At 61.2% G+C, this 17,489-nt stretch carries 21 protein-coding genes and 1 pseudogene; 20 read left to right on the top strand and 2 right to left on the bottom strand.

Annotated elements, in window-relative coordinates; translation table 11 throughout:
- The 10 genes and pseudogenes from PMI29_RS10085 to PMI29_RS10045 form a co-directional block, all read left to right on the top strand.
- A partial coding sequence (locus PMI29_RS10085; protein WP_008000383.1) for a chemotaxis protein CheA occupies positions 1-1,256 on the top strand: 1,256 nt, incomplete at its 5' end.
- A 48-nt stretch (positions 1,257-1,304) separates the two neighbouring features.
- Positions 1,305-2,435, top strand: a complete 1,131-nt coding sequence (locus tag PMI29_RS10080) for a protein-glutamate methylesterase/protein-glutamine glutaminase (protein WP_008000385.1) — start codon at positions 1,305-1,307, stop codon at positions 2,433-2,435.
- Complete coding sequence (locus tag PMI29_RS10075) at positions 2,435-3,175, top strand: flagellar motor protein (RefSeq protein WP_008000387.1); 741 nt, start codon at positions 2,435-2,437, stop codon at positions 3,173-3,175. The genes PMI29_RS10080 and PMI29_RS10075 overlap by 1 nt, the downstream gene beginning before the upstream one ends.
- A gap of 12 nt (positions 3,176-3,187) precedes the next feature.
- Positions 3,188-4,078: a flagellar motor protein MotD gene (gene motD / locus PMI29_RS10070; RefSeq protein WP_008000388.1), complete on the top strand. Its 891-nt coding sequence runs from the start codon at positions 3,188-3,190 to the stop codon at positions 4,076-4,078.
- A 43-nt stretch (positions 4,079-4,121) separates the two neighbouring features.
- Positions 4,122-4,910 carry a ParA family protein gene (locus PMI29_RS10065; RefSeq protein ID WP_008000390.1) on the top strand — a complete coding sequence of 263 codons (789 nt, stop codon included), beginning with the start codon at positions 4,122-4,124 and terminating at the stop codon, positions 4,908-4,910.
- A 1-nt stretch (position 4,911) separates the two neighbouring features.
- Positions 4,912-5,025: pseudogene (locus PMI29_RS32930) on the top strand (outer membrane lipoprotein carrier protein LolA); the annotation flags it as partial.
- Between the two features lie 11 nt (positions 5,026-5,036).
- Positions 5,037-5,972, top strand: a complete 936-nt coding sequence (locus PMI29_RS10060) for a CheW domain-containing protein (RefSeq protein WP_008000393.1) — start codon at positions 5,037-5,039, stop codon at positions 5,970-5,972.
- A gap of 73 nt (positions 5,973-6,045) precedes the next feature.
- Positions 6,046-6,531 carry a chemotaxis protein CheW gene (locus tag PMI29_RS10055; RefSeq protein WP_007980742.1) on the top strand — a complete coding sequence of 162 codons (486 nt, stop codon included), beginning with the start codon at positions 6,046-6,048 and terminating at the stop codon, positions 6,529-6,531.
- Positions 6,532-6,924, top strand: coding sequence for a DUF2802 domain-containing protein (locus PMI29_RS10050; protein ID WP_008000395.1), 393 nt, complete (start codon positions 6,532-6,534; stop codon positions 6,922-6,924).
- Positions 6,925-7,345: 421 nt separating this feature from the next.
- On the top strand, positions 7,346-7,846 hold the full coding sequence (locus tag PMI29_RS10045) for a hypothetical protein (RefSeq protein ID WP_008000397.1): 501 nt from the start codon (positions 7,346-7,348) through the stop codon (positions 7,844-7,846).
- Between the two features lie 63 nt (positions 7,847-7,909).
- Here the strand turns inward: PMI29_RS10045 and PMI29_RS10040 are convergent, their stop codons facing one another.
- A complete protein-coding gene (locus tag PMI29_RS10040) occupies positions 7,910-8,239 on the bottom strand; it encodes an EscU/YscU/HrcU family type III secretion system export apparatus switch protein (protein ID WP_008000398.1) in 330 nt (109 codons plus the stop codon).
- Positions 8,236-9,810 (bottom strand): flagellar hook-length control protein FliK, encoded by a 1,575-nt coding sequence (gene fliK / locus PMI29_RS10035; protein ID WP_008000400.1) that lies wholly within the window; start codon positions 9,808-9,810, stop codon positions 8,236-8,238. Before fliK ends, PMI29_RS10040 begins: the two co-directional genes overlap by 4 nt.
- Before the next feature lie 199 nt (positions 9,811-10,009).
- Here fliK and ccmA point away from each other — a divergent pair, with 199 nt between their 5' ends.
- The 10 genes from ccmA (at position 10,010) to PMI29_RS31300 (ending at position 17,377) form a co-directional block, all read left to right on the top strand.
- A complete protein-coding gene (gene ccmA, locus PMI29_RS10030) occupies positions 10,010-10,645 on the top strand; it encodes a cytochrome c biogenesis heme-transporting ATPase CcmA (protein WP_007983328.1) in 636 nt (211 codons plus the stop codon).
- Positions 10,642-11,310, top strand: coding sequence for a heme exporter protein CcmB (gene ccmB / locus PMI29_RS10025; protein WP_007983326.1), 669 nt, complete (start codon positions 10,642-10,644; stop codon positions 11,308-11,310). Before ccmA ends, ccmB begins: the two co-directional genes overlap by 4 nt.
- Positions 11,311-11,383: 73 nt before the next feature.
- Positions 11,384-12,139: a heme ABC transporter permease gene (locus tag PMI29_RS10020; RefSeq protein WP_008000403.1), complete on the top strand. Its 756-nt coding sequence runs from the start codon at positions 11,384-11,386 to the stop codon at positions 12,137-12,139.
- Positions 12,136-12,312, top strand: a complete 177-nt coding sequence (gene ccmD, locus PMI29_RS10015) for a heme exporter protein CcmD (protein WP_007983322.1) — start codon at positions 12,136-12,138, stop codon at positions 12,310-12,312. Before PMI29_RS10020 ends, ccmD begins: the two co-directional genes overlap by 4 nt.
- Positions 12,309-12,764 carry a cytochrome c maturation protein CcmE gene (gene ccmE / locus PMI29_RS10010; RefSeq protein ID WP_008000405.1) on the top strand — a complete coding sequence of 152 codons (456 nt, stop codon included), beginning with the start codon at positions 12,309-12,311 and terminating at the stop codon, positions 12,762-12,764. Before ccmD ends, ccmE begins: the two co-directional genes overlap by 4 nt.
- A gap of 3 nt (positions 12,765-12,767) precedes the next feature.
- The gene (locus tag PMI29_RS10005) at positions 12,768-14,756 is read left to right on the top strand and encodes a heme lyase CcmF/NrfE family subunit (RefSeq protein ID WP_008000407.1); all 1,989 of its coding nucleotides are present in this window, start codon (positions 12,768-12,770) and stop codon (positions 14,754-14,756) included.
- Complete coding sequence (locus PMI29_RS10000) at positions 14,753-15,289, top strand: DsbE family thiol:disulfide interchange protein (RefSeq protein ID WP_008000409.1); 537 nt, start codon at positions 14,753-14,755, stop codon at positions 15,287-15,289. The genes PMI29_RS10005 and PMI29_RS10000 overlap by 4 nt, the downstream gene beginning before the upstream one ends.
- On the top strand, positions 15,286-15,759 hold the full coding sequence (locus PMI29_RS09995) for a cytochrome c-type biogenesis protein (RefSeq protein WP_008000411.1): 474 nt from the start codon (positions 15,286-15,288) through the stop codon (positions 15,757-15,759). Before PMI29_RS10000 ends, PMI29_RS09995 begins: the two co-directional genes overlap by 4 nt.
- The gene (gene ccmI, locus PMI29_RS09990; RefSeq protein WP_008000413.1) at positions 15,752-16,954 is read left to right on the top strand and encodes a c-type cytochrome biogenesis protein CcmI; all 1,203 of its coding nucleotides are present in this window, start codon (positions 15,752-15,754) and stop codon (positions 16,952-16,954) included. Before PMI29_RS09995 ends, ccmI begins: the two co-directional genes overlap by 8 nt.
- A 15-nt stretch (positions 16,955-16,969) precedes the next feature.
- A complete protein-coding gene (locus PMI29_RS31300) occupies positions 16,970-17,377 on the top strand; it encodes a hypothetical protein (protein WP_008000415.1) in 408 nt (135 codons plus the stop codon).
- Positions 17,378-17,489: the final 112 nt, after the last annotated feature.

Consider the following 17,489-nt stretch of genomic DNA (forward strand, 5'->3'; position numbering starts at 1 on the left):
CCCGGCCAGCCGCTGCTGCACTGGCTGCTGTATCGGCATCGTCCCGCGCTCCGGCCGTGCCACCGGCGGAAAAACCGGCGAGCGAAGCCGAGACCACCGTGCGGGTCGATACCGCGCGCCTCGACGAAATCATGAACATGGTCGGCGAGTTGGTGCTGGTGCGTAACCGCCTGGTCCGTCTGGGCCTCAACAGCGGCGACGAGGCCATGTCCAAGGCCGTGTCGAACCTCGACGTGGTCACGGCCGACCTGCAAACCGCGGTCATGAAGACCCGGATGCAACCGATCAAGAAAGTCTTCGGACGCTTCCCGCGCCTGGTTCGCGACCTGGCTCGCCAGCTCAAGAAAGAGATCAACCTGGAACTGGTCGGCGAAGAAACCGACCTCGACAAGAACCTCGTCGAGGCCCTGGCGGATCCGCTGGTCCACTTGGTGCGCAACGCGGTCGACCACGGCATCGAATCGCCGGAAGAACGCGAAGCCTCGGGCAAGGCCCGTGGCGGCAAGGTCATCCTGGCGGCCGAGCAGGAGGGCGATCACATCCTGCTGTCGATCTCCGATGACGGTAAAGGCATGGACCCGAACGTCCTGCGTTCCATCGCGGTTAAACGCGGTGTGATGGACAAGGACGCGGCAGACCGACTGAGCGATACCGAGTGCTACAACCTGATCTTCGCCCCGGGTTTCTCGACCAAGACCGAGATCTCCGACGTATCGGGTCGTGGCGTGGGCATGGACGTGGTGAAAACCAAGATTTCCCAGCTCAACGGTTCGATCAACATCTACTCGGTCAAGGGCCAGGGTTCGAAGATCGTCATCAAGGTGCCGCTGACCCTGGCGATCATGCCGACACTGATGGTCATGCTCGGCAACCAGGCGTTTGCGTTCCCGCTGGTGAACGTCAACGAGATCTTCCACCTCGACCTGTCGACCACCAACGTCGTGGACGGCCAGGAAGTGGTGATCGTGCGGGACAAGGCACTGCCACTGTTCTATCTCAAACGCTGGCTGGTCAGCTCCGCCGCTCACGAAGAGCAGCGCGAGGGTCATGTGGTGATCCTTTCGGTGGGCACGCAACGGATCGGCTTTGTCGTCGATCAGCTGGTGGGCCAGGAAGAAGTGGTCATCAAGCCATTGGGCAAAATGCTCCAGGGAACGCCGGGCATGTCCGGCGCCACCATCACCGGTGACGGCCGCATCGCGCTGATTCTCGATGTTCCGAGCATGCTCAAGCGTTACGCCACACGGCGTATTTGATTCTGGTGGAGCGGGGCGCCTGGCCTCGCTCCATCTAATGGAGTGTTTATGGCAGTCAAAGTCCTGGTGGTGGACGATTCGGGGTTTTTCCGCCGCCGCGTCTCGGAAATTCTTTCAGCGGATTCGAATATCCAGGTCGTCGGCACGGCGACCAACGGCAAAGAGGCGATTGATCAGGCGCTGGCCCTCAAGCCCGACGTGATCACCATGGACTACGAGATGCCGATGATGGACGGCATCACTGCCGTGCGGCACATCATGCAACGCTGCCCGACCCCGGTCCTGATGTTCTCCTCGCTGACCCACGAAGGCGCCCGCGTCACCCTCGATGCGCTGGATGCCGGTGCGGTGGACTTCCTGCCGAAGAATTTCGAAGACATCTCGCGCAACCCCGAGAAGGTCAAACAACTGCTGTGCGAGAAGATTCTGAGCATCTCGCGCAGTAATCGTCGAGTCAGTCACTACAGCGCTCCGGCGCCTGTCGCTGCGCCAGCCCCGACGCCTGCGCCTTCGAGCGTGGGCAGCTTTGGCAGCAGTGCCCCCGTGCGTCCGGCACCGGCACCGATCCCTGCGCGCGCGCATGCGGCCGCCCCTTCGTCGCCCGCGCCGAAACGCAAAAACTACAAACTGGTGGCCATCGGTACGTCCACCGGCGGCCCGGTTGCCCTGCAACGGGTATTGACCCAATTGCCGGCCAACTTCCCGGCCCCGATCGTGCTGGTTCAACATATGCCGGCCGCCTTCACCAAGGCCTTTGCCGAGCGCCTGGACAAGCTCTGCCGCATCAGCGTCAAGGAAGCCGAGGATGGTGACATCCTGCGTCCGGGCCTGGCGCTGCTGGCACCGGGTGGTAAGCAAATGATGATCGACGGCCGCGGCGCAGTGAAAATCCTCCCGGGTGACGAGCGTCTCAATTACAAGCCGTGCGTGGACATCACATTCGGTTCGGCAGCCAAGTCCTATGGTGACAAAGTTCTGGCGGTCGTCCTGACCGGCATGGGTGCCGACGGTCGTGAAGGCGCGCGCCTGCTCAAGCAGGGCGGCAGTTCGATCTGGGCGCAGGACGAAGCCAGTTGCGTGATCTACGGCATGCCGATGGCCATCGTCAAAGCTGAGCTCGCCGACGCGGTGTACAGCCTGGACGACATCGGCAAGCACTTGGTCGAGGCGTGCATCTGATGGATGTTCTAAGCCTGATCGGCATCATCATGGCCTTTGTCGCCATCATCGGCGGCAACTACCTTGAAGGCGGTCATCTGGGCGCCCTGGCCAACGGCCCGGCAGCACTGATCGTGCTCGGCGGCACCATTGGCGCGGCGCTGCTGCAATCGCCGATGAGCGCCTTCAAGCGTGCCATGCAGATCCTCGCCTGGATCCTGTTTCCGCCCCGTGTCGACCTGGCCGGTGGCATCGACCGCGTGGTGAACTGGAGCCTGACGGCACGCAAGGAAGGCCTGCTCGGCCTGGAAGGTGTCGCCGACGCCGAACCCGATAATTACGCGCGCAAAGGCCTGCAGTTGCTGGTGGATGGCGCCGAACCGGAAGCGATCCGCAGCATTCTGGAAGTGGATTTCTACACCCAGGAAGCCCGCGACATCGAAGCCGCCAAGGTCTTTGAAAGCATGGGCGGCTATGCGCCGACCATCGGTATCATCGGTGCGGTGATGGGCCTGATTCACGTCATGGGCAACCTGGGTGATCCGTCGCAACTGGGTAACGGTATCGCCGTGGCCTTCGTCGCCACCATCTACGGTGTGGCCAGTGCCAACCTGGTGCTGCTGCCGATTGCCGCCAAACTCAAATCCATCGCGTTGCGCCAGTCGCGGTATCGCGAAATGTTGCTGGAAGGGATCCTGTCGATCGCCGAAGGTGAAAACCCTCGCTCCATTGAGTTGAAGCTTCAGGGCTTCATGGATTAAGGGAATAGGCTCATGGCACGTCGTCGCCAGCATGAAGAGCATGTAAACCATGAACGTTGGCTGGTTTCCTATGCCGACTTCATCACCTTGTTGTTCGCCTTTTTCGTGGTGATGTACTCCATCTCTTCGATCAACGAAGGCAAGTACAAGGTCATTTCCGAAGCGCTGATCGGCGTCTTCACCGATTCCGATCGCGCGCTCAAGCCGATCCCCATCGGGGACGAGCGGCCGAAGACCGTGACCCCGGCCAAGCCGTTGGTCAAGGACAGTGACCAGGTCGATGCCGGTGTCGCTGGCGCCAGCGATCCGTTGAAAAGCATCGCCGACGATATCAGCGCGGCGTTCGGTGACCTGATCAGCTCCAATCAGATGACCGTGCGCGGCAACGAACTGTGGGTCGAGATCGAGCTCAATTCCAGCCTGTTGTTCGGCAGCGGCGATGCCATGCCCAGCGACATCGCATTCAACATCATCGACAAGGTCGCCGCGATCCTGAAGCCGTTCGACAACCCGATTCATGTCGAAGGTTTCACCGACGATCAACCGATCCGCACCGCGCAGTATCCGACCAACTGGGAACTGTCCTCGGCCCGATCGGCCAGCATAGTGCGCATGCTGGCGATGCAAGGGGTGAACCCCGGTCGCCTGGCTTCGGTGGGCTACGGCGAGTTTCAGCCGGTGGCCAACAATGCCACCGCTGAAGGTCGCGCCCGCAACCGTCGCGTGGTGTTGGTGGTGTCGCGCAACCTCGATGTTCGCCGCAGCCTGACCGGCACCGGAACCGCCCATGCGCAACCGGATGCCGCATTGAAGCGTGCTGGCACACAAACTGCACCGACCCCGGTCAAGTCGCCGGTACGAGAGAGCGCCGTCAATTCTCCGTCACCCGCATTAACACGTTGAGCTATTTCTCGGCCGATCCGTGCGGCCGGGAGGAACAATCCGAATGAGAGTCTGGGCAGTCGCCAATCAAAAGGGTGGTGTTGGTAAAACCACTTCCTCCATCGCTTTAGCCGGTTTACTGGCGGAGGCGGGCAAGCGCGTGGTCGTGGTCGATCTCGACCCCCACGGCTCGATGACCAGCTACTTCGGCTACGACCCCGACGCCCTGGAGCACAGCAGCTACGACCTGTTTCTGCACAAGGGCAACGTGCCGCAAGGACTGCCGGGTCAACTGCTGCTGTCGACCAGTGACGAACGCATCTCCCTGTTGCCCTCCAGCACCGCGCTGGCCACCCTTGAGCGCCAGTCGCCGGGGCAGAGTGGTTTGGGCCTGGTGATTGCCAAGAGCCTGGCGCAACTGTGGCAGGACTTCGATTACGCCGTGATCGACAGCCCGCCCTTGCTCGGCGTGCTGATGGTCAATGCCTTGGCGGCGAGCCAGCAACTGGTGATTCCGGTGCAGACCGAACACCTGGCAGTCAAAGGCCTTGAGCGCATGGTCAATACCCTGGCGATGATCAACCGCTCGCGCAAACAGGCGTTGCCCTTCACCATCGTGCCGACACTGTTTGACCGCCGCACCCAGGCGTCCCTCGGGACGTTGCGCGTGCTGCGCGACAAATTCCCCGACGAAATCTGGCAGGGCTACATCCCGGTGGACACGCGTCTGCGTGATGCCAGCCGTGCCGGGCTGACGCCTTCGCAGTTCGACGGCAAGAGCCGTGGTGTTCTGGCTTATCGCGCATTGCTCAAGCACCTGTTGGCGGCACAACTTGTTCCGCAGGTGGCGTGATATGACCTCGATCCCTGTAGGAGCGAGCCTGCTCGCGATGGTCGTCAACGATGACGCGGGAAACCTGGCACCCCGTGGCGCTCTCAGGTTCATCGCGAGCAAGCTCGCTCCTACAGGTGAGCGCTCATGAATCGACTGGTAAAGACAACATCGCGCCCGCAACTGGCGTTGCAGTCGTATCTGGATAATTTGCTGCAAGACGCAACCGAGGAGATGGCCGAGGTTGTCGAAGCGCTGAGCGTCGTCGAAGAGCAAGGCGTGCTGGACGAGTTCCAGGCTGCCGTGCTCGAAGAACAGGCCCGGGATGCGCAGCAAATCGCGGTGGCAGCCACTGCGGTGACTGCGCCTTTGGCCAGGACTTCCGTCGTCGTGATCGATGCACCGGAACCCGTTCTGGCACCGGTATCGACCATCGCACCGCTGTTGCAAACCCTGGTGGCGCCGATTGAAGAGGCCGAAGTGCTGGAGACTCCTGTTATCGAGGAGCCTCAGGTACGGGTACCGCCCGTCGTCGAAGTGCATCTGCCACCGAGCAACACGCCGCCCCCGGTGGAAACCGACGGTCGTCCGTCCTGGGCTGCCGAACCCTTCGAATGCCTGCTGTTCGATGTCGCCGGCTTGACCCTGGCAGTGCCGCTGGTGTGCCTGGGGTCGATTTACTCCCTGGCCGGTCACGAGCTGACGCCGTTGTTCGGCCAGCCGGAATGGTTCCTGGGCATCCTGCCGAGCCAGGCCGGCAACCTCAAGGTGCTCGATACGGCGCGCTGGGTCATGCCCGACCGTTACCGCGACGATTTCAAGCAGGGTCTGCAATACGTGATTTCGGTCCAGGGCTATGAATGGGGCCTGGCGGTGCATCAGGTCAGCCGCTCGTTGCGTCTGGACCCGAATGAAATCAAATGGAGAAGTCACCGGGGGCAGCGGCCATGGCTCGCCGGTACGGTGATTGAACACATGTGCGCCTTGCTCGACGTCGCCTCATTGGCCGAGTTGATCGCCAGTGGCGGGGCAAAGCACATGTCCGGCAGCAAACCGAACCACAAACCGACAAACATTAGATAAACAACAGGCGACGTCACTCGATGGCGTTGCACGGAACACACACCGCCAGGGCGGTTTCTTGAGGGGGCAGGGTATGAATGACAAGGCAACGGCGGCAAAAGGTTCCGAAGATCCGATCCTGCAATGGGTCACCTTCAAGCTGGACAACGAGACCTACGGCATCAACGTGATGCGCGTTCAGGAAGTCCTGCGCTATACCGAAATCGCCCCGGTCCCGGGTGCCCCCAGCTACGTGCTGGGCATCATCAACCTGCGCGGCAACGTCGTCACCGTGATCGACACCCGTCAGCGCTTCGGCCTGATGAATGCCGAGATCAGCGACAACACCCGTATCGTCATCATCGAAGCCGACAAGCAGGTTGTCGGGATCATGGTCGACAGCGTGGCCGAAGTGGTTTATCTGCGTCAGTCGGAAATCGAAACCGCGCCGAACGTGGGTAACGAAGAGTCCGCCAAGTTCATTCAAGGCGTGTGCAACAAGAACAACGAACTGCTGATCCTGGTCGAGCTGGACAAGATGATGAGCGAAGAAGAATGGTCGGAACTGGAGAGTATCTGATTGATTCTCGAGGTTGCGGTCATTGTCCTGTTCCTGTTCTGGGCAGGCACGCTGGCAATGTTCCTGGCGTACATTCGCGGTCAAAAGCAGATCGCCGCACAACAGGCCCAGGGTGATGCATTGCGTGATCAGCGCATCAAGGACCTGGGCAAGCGCGTCGAGGACTACCAGAACGGCAACGTGCGCATGGGCGAAGACCTGCATGAACTGCGCGCGATCGTTGCGCCGTTGCCGGACAAGCTGGCTCAGATGGAACAACGCGATCCTACAAGCCTGTCGTTTGCCCAGGCGGCGCGACTGGTCGGGATGGGCGCCAGCGTCGACGAACTGACCCAGTCCTGCGGCTTGACCCAGGCTGAGGCGGAGTTGATGAGCAAGCTTCACAAGAACTAGTTACCTGTAGGAGCGAGCCTGCTCGCGATGGACATCAACGATTGCGCGGGCTGTCTGAATGACCGCGTCGCACTTGAGTTCATCGCGAGCAGGCTCGCTCCTACAGTGGTTCTATGTCGGACACAGGACATGTGTTCACCGAAGATCAACTGTAGGAGCGAGCTTGCTCCGGGCGGCGTTCCGACGATGGACGTCAACGATGACGCGGGCCTCCTGAAGAAACACGGCGTTCCGACGATGGCGTCTTCGAATGCGCAGCAATCTTCTCCGCGATCCGACGCATTCCTCTCTATCCTCAGACGGGGATTGCGCTGCGGTAGTCTCCTGCCTATAGCTTTTTCAGATTCCGCTATCTTGTGATCGCAACCCGCCATCAGTAGTTTGATCATCTTGTTCAAAATATGCAGTGCCAAGGAGGCTCATGATCGACATTTTGCGCGGTACACCGCTGTGGGTTTATGCGGTTTTTCTGATCCTGACTTATTACGGTGTCATTGCCTGCTTCAAGAATCACGTGTCGAAAAGGTCATTGCAGATCACACCGGTGATATTCGTGACCCTGTCCCTGGCCTCGCTGAATCTCTCCCAAGGTGTAGTCATTCCACTCTCGGCCTATGTAATCGGGTTATTGGCGGGATGGTTACTCGCATTGCGTTTTTACTCGTACACGAATGTGAGGTGCGTGGGAGAAAGTTTGGAGTTGGGCGGTACAGTCAAGGTACTGATGGTGTATTGGGGCTTCTTCGCATGGCGTTACTACCTTGGCTATCAGGTAGCGATGTACCCGGAAATGGCCAATGAATTGCCGATGACGTCATGGTCGGCACTGGGGGCTGGCCTTATCAATGGATTGATTATTGGTCGCAGTCTCAAGCTTTTGCGTTTTGCAGGAGTTGGCTTGCCAGCGAAGGCGGCTAAATGATCGGTGCAATATTCAAGGCCTTGTTCGTCGGCAAGCCGGCTCCTGCACAAGCGGGACGTAAGCTCAGTAATCATCCCCGCGCTTGGTGATGTCCTTCTCCACCATTAGCGCATCCGGACCCAACCCCGCCGGAAACTTGCCCTTCAAATTCCAAGCAAACGCAATGATCTCGGCAATCGTCAGATAAAGCTCCTGCGGAATGCTGTCCCCCAGTTCCATGCGCGCCAGCAGCCTCACCAACTCGGCATTTTCGTAGATCGGCACTTCGCAGTCGCGAGCGATTTTCAGGATTTCTTCCGCCAGTTCTTCGTCGCCCTTGGCAGTGAGAGTAGGGGCGTGGGTGCCGTCGTATTTGAGGGCGATGGCCTGGCGTGGGGCATTGGGGTTTTTCATGCGGTTTCGTCGACCCAGCGTTGTTCGAGGCGGGTTTGGGGGCCTTGGGGCGGTGTGCCGAGGTGGCAATCCAGGTCGCCGACGTTCAGGCCGGCGGACAGCAGGCGATCACGCAGCCCGGCCAGATTGCTTTCGATCAGGCTGGCGGTGTACGGCCGTTCGGCCCAGAGCTGGCCGGAGAGGCTGCCCTTGATCAGTTGCGCCTGGATTTGCAGCGGCCCCAAGGGCTCCATGGCGAAGGCCAGTTCGACTCGCCACAGCTGTTGCCTGGATTCGCGTACTTCGCGACGTTCTTTTGGCTGTTCTTTCTCGGGGGTGTCCTCGCGCTGGAACTTGACCTGCAAGGGCACGATGTCCTGGAGATTGCGCATCGGGATTTCCAGCTGCCAGGTGCTCATCAGCCGTCCGTCGGCGGTTACGCCGGTTTGTTCCAGACTCGACAATTGATGGCTTTGCAGGCGCGAAACTGCGGCGGCAGCCAGGCGCAGCAGGTGTTCGAGGTCGTTTTCACCGTCGGCGCTTTGCAGCAGGCGTTCGGGCAGCGGGAAACCGGTCGGCGACGGTTTGGCACTGACTTGGCCGAGCATGCCCAGAGCATTGCGGACAAAGTTCGGCATGGCCTGGGCCAGGGTGTTGGCGGCGATGATCGCGCCGAGGCTGGTGCTGGCCGGCAAGCCCTGACTCAACTGCGCAACCAGTTTCAGCAGGTCGCCTTTCATGTCCGGTGCGAGCGTCGGGGTTTGCCCGTTCAGCAGTTTGCTTTCGAGGAACGCACCACTGCTGGCCAGCGCCAGGGCCAGGCCCTTGGGGGTGCTCAGTTGCTGGACATCCGGCAGGCCGGCGAGCAAACGGGCAGCGGCGCTGCGCAGTTCGGCAGAGGTCTGGTCCGAGGCCGGAAGGTTCTGCAGGAGCTTGAGCAAGCCATCCAGCGAGCCCTGGCGGCTTTGCTGGTCGACCAGTTGCCGGGTTACCGCCAGTTGTTCCTGGCGGCTGCTCAGTGGCACGAATTTCAATGTCTGGCTGTCTTGCACCTGCGCGCTCAACAAGGTGCCGATGCGCAAGGGCTGCGGACTGTCGATGCTCAGGGTGCTGCCGCTCAGTGCGCTGTTGAGCAGGCTCACCATCGAGCGAAACACCATGGGCTGGCCGGGCACTTGCGGCAGCACTTGCGAAGTCAGCACCTTGCCCTGCAGCAGGGTGCCAACGGGCAACTGTCCGGTGTCGAGGTGGGTGAGGGTGGCGACGCTGGAGGCAATGGCCTGTTGCGCCGTCACGGCCAGATTGCCGGCCGAGGGTTGGGTGACGAATAGCGTGGTGCCTTGGGGCAGCGGTTGATTGCTGGTGGTCTGGACTGTGGTCTGGCGGCCGCTGTCGAGGGTGACCTTGAGCAGCATCTGGAAAGCCTGATCCGCCTGCTTGAGCGACAACACTTCGGCCTGGGCGGTTTGACCGACGCTGATCAGCCCCTCCACCGGCGTCAGCAACTTGAGCAATTCACCGCTGACCACCTGCGGGCGTGAGGGCGCCGGGAGGGTTTGCGGTAGCGGGAGGATGTTCATTTCGCCTGTCATACGCGGTCACAACCTGAGGAAAATGCACTCTTTAGAGTAGGGCCTGGCATGTATAATGCCGCGCCGTTGTATCCAAAAATGGCGAAAACTTTGCAATTGTTTGACGCAGCTCTCTAGTACAAGACGTCATTGCATCTATGCTGCATCTCTTTAACGGCCGCGCCAGTGCCGACTTGAACCGTATAAGGCCCGTGAACCCTTGACCAGTCCTGTCCTGCAAACCGTTGCCCTTGCCTGTGAGCGAGACCTTCGGCTGCTCTTCGAAAATCTCGATTTGAGACTGGCCAGTGGCGAAATGGTGCAAATCAGCGGCCCCAATGGCAGTGGCAAGACCAGCCTGTTGCGCCTGCTCTCGGGGCTGATGCACCCGACCGCCGGTCAAGTGCTGCTCAATGGCCAGCCACTGAACGAGCAACGCGGCGAACTGGCGCGCAACCTGCTTTGGATCGGCCACGCTGCCGGGATCAAGGATTTGCTGACGCCGGAAGAGAATCTGAGCTGGCTGTGTGCCTTGCATCACCCGGCGACCCATGAGGCGATCTGGCAGGCGCTGGCCGCAGTAGGCCTGCGTGGTTTCGAGGATGTTCCCTGTCACACCCTGTCCGCGGGCCAGCAGCGTCGCGTTGCCTTGGCGCGCTTGTACCTGGACAGCCCGCCGCTGTGGATCCTCGATGAACCCTTTACCGCCCTCGACAAGCAGGGCGTGGCACAACTCGAAGAACACCTGGCCGGCCATTGCGAACGCGGTGGCATGGTGGTGTTGACCACTCACCACACGCTGAGCCGGATGCCGGCCGGTTATCGCGACATCGATCTGGGGAGCTGGGCCGTATGAGTGTTTTCGGCCTGTTGGTCGCCCGCGAGGCGCGTCTGCTGTTCCGCCGTCCAGCGGAGTTGGCCAATCCGCTGGTGTTCTTTGCCATCGTCGTTTCGCTGTTCCCGTTGGCAGTCGGCCCCGAGTCTCAATTGTTGCAAACCTTGTCTCCGGGGTTGGTCTGGGTGGCGGCACTTTTATCGGTTCTGCTCTCGCTGGACGGGCTTTTCCGCAGTGATTTCGAAGATGGATCCCTTGAACAGTGGGTCCTTTCGCCGCACCCCCTGCCTCTTCTGGTTTTGGCCAAGGTGCTGGCACACTGGGCCTTTTCCGGCCTGGCACTGGTTTTGCTCGCACCTTTGTTGGCGTTGATGCTCGGATTGCCTGCCGCCTGTCTGCCGGTGTTGCTGCTTTCGTTGCTGCTCGGTACACCGGTACTGAGCTTGCTCGGTGCAGTGGGTGCGGCGCTGACCGTGGGCTTGAAGCGCGGTGGCCTGCTGCTGGCACTGCTGATACTGCCGTTGTACATCCCGGTGTTGATCCTTGGCAGTGGCGCCTTGCAGGCTGCCTTGCAGGGCATGCCGGCGACCGGTTATCTCCTGTGGCTTGGCAGCCTGACCGCCCTGGCGATAACCCTGACACCTTTTGCAATAGCTGCTGGCCTGAAGATCAGCGTCGGCGAATAATGAGGTCTGGTTATTTTTTAACCAGTAAAGGCCCAGGCTCTTCACAGTAAAGAGCAACCGTGATGGAAACAGTATGAACTGGACGTGGTTTCACAAGCTCGGCTCGCCCAAATGGTTTTACGGCATCAGCGGCAAAATGCTGCCCTGGCTGAGCGTCGCGGCGTTGCTGCTGATCAGCGTAGGCGTGGTCTGGGGCCTGGCCTTCGCGCCGCCGGACTACCAGCAGGGCAACAGCTTCCGCATCATCTATATCCACGTCCCGGCCGCCATGCTGGCGCAGTCCATCTACGTGATGCTGGCCGTGTGCGGCATCGTCGGGTTGGTATGGAAGATGAAACTGGCCGACGTCGCCCTGCAATGCGCCGCACCGATTGGCGCCTGGATGACCGCCGTGGCGCTGGTCACCGGGGCGATCTGGGGCAAGCCGACCTGGGGCTCGTGGTGGGTCTGGGATGCACGCCTCACGTCCATGCTTATCCTGCTTTTCCTGTACTTCGGTCTCATTGCGCTGGGCAACGCGATCAGCAATCGTGACAGCGCGGCCAAGGCCTGTGCGGTGCTGGCGATCGTCGGCGTGATCAATATCCCGATCATCAAGTACTCGGTGGAGTGGTGGAACACCCTGCACCAGGGCGCAACCTTCACCCTCACCGAAAAACCGGCAATGCCTGCCGAGATGTGGCTGCCACTTCTGCTGACGGTGTTGGGTTTCTACTGTTTCTTCGGCGCGGTCCTGCTGCTGCGCATGCGTCTTGAAGTGCTCAAGCGCGAAGCCCGGGCCAGTTGGGTCAAGGCTGAAGTGGAAAACAGCCTGGAGGTCGCTCGATGAGTTTTGCTTCATTCGGCGACTTCATCGCCATGGGTCATCATGGCCTGTATGTCTGGTCAGCCTATGGCATCTGCCTGACGGTACTGGCCCTCAACGTGGCGGCGCCGATCCTGGCCCGCAAGCGGTATCTGCAACAAGAGGCGCGTCGTCTGCGCCGGGAGAACGGCAAGTGAATCCGCTGCGCAAAAAGCGTCTTACCATCATTCTCGCGATCCTGGTCGGGGTCGGCGCTGCCGTCGGCCTGGCCCTGAGCGCCCTGCAGCAGAACATCAATCTGTTTTACACACCGACCCAGATCGCCAACGGCGAAGCGCCACAAGACACGCGCATTCGCGCCGGTGGCATGGTCGAGAAGGGCTCGCTGGAGCGTTCCAGCGACTCCCTGGATGTGAAATTCGTCGTCACCGACTTTAATAAATCCGTGACCATCACCTATCGCGGCATCCTGCCGGACCTGTTCCGTGAAGGGCAGGGCATCGTCGCCTTGGGCAAGCTCAATGCCGATGGCGTGGTGGTGGCCGATGAAGTGCTGGCCAAGCACGATGAGAAGTACATGCCGCCGGAAGTGACCAAGGCGTTGAAAGACAGCGGTCAATCGGCTCCAACGCCCGCGAAGGAGGGTTGATCCATGACATCCGGCATTTTTATTCCCGAGCTTGGCCACCTGGCGATGATTCTTGCCCTGTGCTTCGCCCTGGCCCAGGCCGTGGTGCCGTTGTTCGGTGCCTGGCGCGGCGACCGCCTGTGGATGAGCCTGGCCCAGCCGGCCGCGTGGGGGCAATTCACCTTTCTGGTGTTTGCCTTCGGTTGCCTGACCTACGCCTTCATGGTCGACGATTTCTCCGTGGCCTATGTGGCCAACAACTCCAACAGCGCGTTGCCGTGGTACTACAAGTTCAGCGCCGTGTGGGGTGCCCACGAAGGTTCCTTGCTGTTGTGGGCCTTGATTCTCGGCGGCTGGACCTTCGCGGTGTCGGTGTTTTCCCGGCAATTGCCGCAGGTCATGCTGGCCCGCGTGCTGGCGGTGATGGGCATGATCAGCACCGGTTTCCTGCTGTTCCTGATCATGACCTCTAACCCGTTCAAGCGCATCCTGCCGCAAATGCCCAGCGACGGCGCCGATCTTAATCCGTTGTTGCAAGATATCGGCCTGATCGTTCACCCACCGATGCTGTACATGGGCTACGTCGGTTTCTCGGTGGCCTTCGCCTTCGCCATCGCCGCGCTGATGGGCGGTCGCCTGGATGCCGCGTGGGCACGCTGGTCGCGCCCGTGGACCATCGTCGCCTGGGCGTTCCTCGGCATCGGCATCACCCTCGGTTCGTGGTGGGCGTACTACGAACTCGGCTGGGGCGGCTGGTGGTTCTGGGACCCGGTGGAAAACGCCTCGTTCATGCCATGGCTGGTGGGCACCGCGCTGATTCACTCGTTGGCGGTCACGGAAAAACGTGGCGTGTTCAAGAGCTGGACCGTGTTGCTGGCCATCGCTGCGTTTTCGTTGAGCCTGCTGGGGACGTTCCTCGTACGCTCCGGCGTGCTGACCTCGGTGCACGCCTTTGCCTCCGATCCGGAGCGCGGTGTGTTCATCCTGATTTTCCTGCTGTTCGTGGTCGGTGGTTCGCTGACGCTGTTCGCCCTGCGCGCGCCGGTGGTCAAGAGCCAGGTAGGCTTCAACCTCTGGTCCCGGGAAACCCTGCTGCTGGGCAACAACCTGGTGCTGGTGGTGGCCGCCTCGATGATCCTGCTCGGCACCTTGTATCCGTTGATTCTGGACGCCATGACCGGCGCCAAGCTGTCCGTCGGCCCGCCGTACTTCAATGCGCTGTTCATTCCGTTGATGGCGTTGCTGATGGTAGTGATGGCGGTCGGTGTGATCGTGCGCTGGAAAAACACCCCGGTGAAATGGCTGGTGAGCATGCTCACCCCGGTATTGCTCGGCAGCGCCGCCATGGCCGTGGTCGCCGGTGTCGCCTACGGCGATTTCAACTGGGCGGTGCTCGCGACCTTCATGCTCGCCGCCTGGGTGTTGCTGGCCGGTGTGCGTGACATCTTCGACAAGACCCGTCACAAAGGCCTGATCAAGGGCCTGCCGACCCTGACCCGCAGCTACTGGGGCATGCAGATCGCGCACCTGGGCATTGCCGTGTGTGCTCTGGGTGTCGTGCTGTCGAGCCAGAACAGTGCCGAGCGGGACCTGCGCCTGGCACCGGGTGAATCCATGGACCTGGGCGGCTATCAGTTCGTCTTTGAAGGCGCCAAGCACTTCGAAGGCCCGAACTTCACCTCCGACAAGGGCACCGTGCGGGTGATCAAGGGCGGTAAGGAAGTCAGCGTGCTGCACCCGGAAAAACGCCTCTATACCGTGCAGAACTCGGTGATGACCGAAGCGGGCATCGACGCCGGTTTCACCCGCGACCTCTATGTCGCCCTCGGTGAACCACTGGGCAACGGCGCCTGGGCTGTGCGCGTGCACGTCAAACCGTTTGTGCGCTGGATCTGGTTCGGTGGTTTGCTGACCGGCTTCGGCGGGTTGCTGGCGGCGCTGGATCGGCGTTATCGGGTCAAGGTAAAAAGCCGCGTGCGCGAAGCACTGGGCATGTCGGGAGCCACTGCATGAAGCGTTGGTTGATGTTGTTGCCACTGGCGATTTTTCTGGTGGTTGCTGTGTTTCTTTACCGTGGGTTGTACCTGGATCCGGCCGAGCTGCCGTCGGCCATGATCAACAAGCCGTTCCCGGAGTTTTCCCTGCCGGCGGTGCAGGGCGACAAGACCCTGACCCGCGCTGACATTCTCGGCAAGCCGGCGCTGGTCAACGTCTGGGGCACCTGGTGCATTTCCTGCCGGGTCGAGCACCCGGTGCTGAACAAGCTGGCCCAGCAAGGCGTGGTGATCTACGGCATCAACTACAAGGACATCAACGCCGATGCCTTGAAGTGGCTGACGGACTTCCACAACCCCTATGTACTGGATATTCGTGACGACGCAGGCTCGCTGGGCCTGAATCTCGGCGTGTACGGCGCGCCGGAAACCTTCTTCATCGACGCCAAGGGGATCATCCGCGACAAGTTCGTCGGCGTGATCGACGAGCAGGTCTGGCGCGAAAAACTGGCGGCCAAGTACCAGGCGCTGGTCGACGAGGCCAAGCCATGAAACGCTGGATCGCTACCCTTGTCCTGGGCTTGAGCCTGGCTGGCGTGGCCCACGCGGCCATCGACACCTACGAGTTCGCCAAGGAAGGTGATCGCGAGCGTTTTCGCGAGCTGACCAAGGAGCTGCGTTGCCCCAAGTGCCAGAATCAGGACATCGCCGATTCCAACGCACCGATTGCCGCCGACCTGCGCAAAGAAATTTTCCGCATGCTCGGCGAGGGCAAGGATAACCAGCAGATCATCGACTTCATGGTCGACCGCTACGGTGACTTCGTCCGCTACAAGCCCGCCCTGAACGCCAAGACTGCTTTGCTCTGGTTCGGCCCCGCCGGCCTGCTGCTGGGCGGTGTCGTGATCATCGCGGTGATCGTTCGCCGTCGTCGCGTGCAACGCGCCGGCACCCCGGGCTCGCTTTCTGCCGAGGAGCGCTCGCGCCTCGACCACCTGTTGGATAAAACCAAGAATGATTGATTTCTGGCTCGCTGCAGGTCTGCTGCTTCTGGTTGCCCTGAGTTTTCTGTTGATCCCCGTACTGCGCAGTCGTCGTGCCCAGCGCGAAGAGGATCGTACCGCCCTGAACGTCGCGCTTTATCAGGAACGCGTGGCTGAGTTGCAGACTCAGCAGGAAGAGGGCGTGCTCGATGCGGCGCAAATGGACGCCGGTCGCGCCGAAGCTGCCCGTGAGTTGCTGGCGGATACCGAAGGCGTCGAGGCGCCGCGAGTGTCGCGACTGGGCAAACCCTTGCCGTTGCTGGCGGCCGTCCTGGTGCCGATGCTGGGCCTGGGGCTGTACATGCATTACGGCGCCAGCGACAAGGTCGAACTGACCCGCGAATTTTCCCAGGCACCCAAGTCGATGGAAGAAATGACCCGGCGCCTGGAGCGCGTGGTCGCTGCTCAGCCGGAATCCGCTGAAGGCATGTACTTCCTCGGTCGCACCTACATGGCTCAGGATCGCCCGGCGGACGCGGCGAAGATGTTCGAACGCACGGTGAGGGTGGCCGGTCGTCAGCCCGAGCTGCTCGGTCAATGGGCCCAGGCCCAGTACTTCGCCGATGGCAAGAAGTGGTCGGACAAGGTCCAGGCCTTGACCGACGAAGCGCTCAAGGCCGATCCGAAAGAAGTCACCAGCCTTGGCTTGCTCGGCATTGCCGCGTTTGAAGGCGAGCGTTATCAGGACGCCATCGATTACTGGAATCGCCTGTTGGCGCAGTTGCCGCCGGACGACAAGTCCCGCGAGGCGCTGCAAGGCGGGATTTCCCGGGCCACGGAGAAACTGGTGGCCAGTGGCGGCAAGGTTGCGCAAGCACCGGCGGCCAAGGCCTCGGCGTTGCTCAAGGTCAGCGTCGATCTGGCCGCAGACCTCAAAACCAAGGTCCAGCCTGGCGACAGCGTGTTCATCTTCGCCCGTGCGATCTCCGGTCCTCCGGCCCCGCTGGCGGTCAAGCGCATGACCGTGGCCGACCTGCCGGTGACCGTCGAACTGGGCGATGCCGACGCGATGATGCCGCAATTGAAACTGTCGAACTTCCCTGAAGTCCAACTGGTTGCGCGCATTTCCCGTGCCGGCAAACCGACCGCCGGCGAATGGATCGGTCGCAGCCAGCCCCTGGCCAGCAGCACCACCGCGCCGCAAACACTGACCATCGACAGCCCGGACAAATAACAGGAAAACGCAATCATGACCGCATTCGCTCGTATCACCCTGCTCAGCGTCGTTATGGGGTTAAGCGCTTGTGCGGTCCAGCAACCAACGGAACATCCGGCACCACCACCGTTCCCGCCGTCGCAGCCCAGCCCCACGCCATCGACTTCGCCCACACCGGTTAAGCCGGGCATTCCGGCGAAACCTGCCAAACCGTTGCCCCGCACATCGGCCAGCTTTGCGCCGCCACCGGGGGGCAACAGCCATTGGGATCCGAAGCTTGGGGTCTATGTGCTCGATGACCAGCCCAATACCTTCTATCGCCAGCGTACCTATTACCGCTGGGATAACGGCTGGAGCCGGTCGATTGGTCCGAACGGGCCGTGGGAAGAGACGGACATTCACGGTGTACCGGGTGGCCTGGGACGGCAATTCGGGCAGTAACGCACTAAGGCGACTTTCGGGTCGCCTTTTTTGTGCCTGCTCTGGAATGTGATTGGCGGCTCACTGCTGACCCCTGTGGGAGCGGGCTTGCTCGCGAAGGCGGTGTGTCAGG

This window comes from Pseudomonas sp. GM49, from assembly GCF_000282355.1.
Classification (GTDB): Bacteria; Pseudomonadota; Gammaproteobacteria; order Pseudomonadales; family Pseudomonadaceae; genus Aquipseudomonas.

Excerpts from the sequence above, each read along its gene's own strand:
- motD (WP_008000388.1), top strand. The coding sequence starts at position 3,188 with ATGGCACGTCGTCGCCAGCATGAAGAGCATGTAAACCATGAACGTTGG.
- PMI29_RS10040 (WP_008000398.1), bottom strand. The coding sequence starts at position 8,239 with ATGAAAAACCCCAATGCCCCACGCCAGGCCATCGCCCTCAAATACGAC.
- PMI29_RS10060 (WP_008000393.1), top strand. The coding sequence starts at position 5,037 with ATGAATCGACTGGTAAAGACAACATCGCGCCCGCAACTGGCGTTGCAG.
- PMI29_RS10020 (WP_008000403.1), top strand. The coding sequence starts at position 11,384 with ATGAACTGGACGTGGTTTCACAAGCTCGGCTCGCCCAAATGGTTTTAC.
- ccmB (WP_007983326.1), top strand. The coding sequence starts at position 10,642 with ATGAGTGTTTTCGGCCTGTTGGTCGCCCGCGAGGCGCGTCTGCTGTTC.
- PMI29_RS10075 (WP_008000387.1), top strand. The coding sequence starts at position 2,435 with ATGGATGTTCTAAGCCTGATCGGCATCATCATGGCCTTTGTCGCCATC.
- PMI29_RS10080 (WP_008000385.1), top strand. The coding sequence starts at position 1,305 with ATGGCAGTCAAAGTCCTGGTGGTGGACGATTCGGGGTTTTTCCGCCGC.
- PMI29_RS10000 (WP_008000409.1), top strand. The coding sequence starts at position 14,753 with ATGAAGCGTTGGTTGATGTTGTTGCCACTGGCGATTTTTCTGGTGGTT.
- ccmD (WP_007983322.1), top strand. The coding sequence starts at position 12,136 with ATGAGTTTTGCTTCATTCGGCGACTTCATCGCCATGGGTCATCATGGC.
- fliK (WP_008000400.1), bottom strand. The coding sequence starts at position 9,810 with ATGACAGGCGAAATGAACATCCTCCCGCTACCGCAAACCCTCCCGGCG.
- PMI29_RS31300 (WP_008000415.1), top strand. The coding sequence starts at position 16,970 with ATGACCGCATTCGCTCGTATCACCCTGCTCAGCGTCGTTATGGGGTTA.
- PMI29_RS10055 (WP_007980742.1), top strand. The coding sequence starts at position 6,046 with ATGAATGACAAGGCAACGGCGGCAAAAGGTTCCGAAGATCCGATCCTG.
- PMI29_RS10065 (WP_008000390.1), top strand. The coding sequence starts at position 4,122 with ATGAGAGTCTGGGCAGTCGCCAATCAAAAGGGTGGTGTTGGTAAAACC.
- ccmI (WP_008000413.1), top strand. The coding sequence starts at position 15,752 with ATGATTGATTTCTGGCTCGCTGCAGGTCTGCTGCTTCTGGTTGCCCTG.
- PMI29_RS10005 (WP_008000407.1), top strand. The coding sequence starts at position 12,768 with ATGACATCCGGCATTTTTATTCCCGAGCTTGGCCACCTGGCGATGATT.
- PMI29_RS10045 (WP_008000397.1), top strand. The coding sequence starts at position 7,346 with ATGATCGACATTTTGCGCGGTACACCGCTGTGGGTTTATGCGGTTTTT.
- PMI29_RS09995 (WP_008000411.1), top strand. The coding sequence starts at position 15,286 with ATGAAACGCTGGATCGCTACCCTTGTCCTGGGCTTGAGCCTGGCTGGC.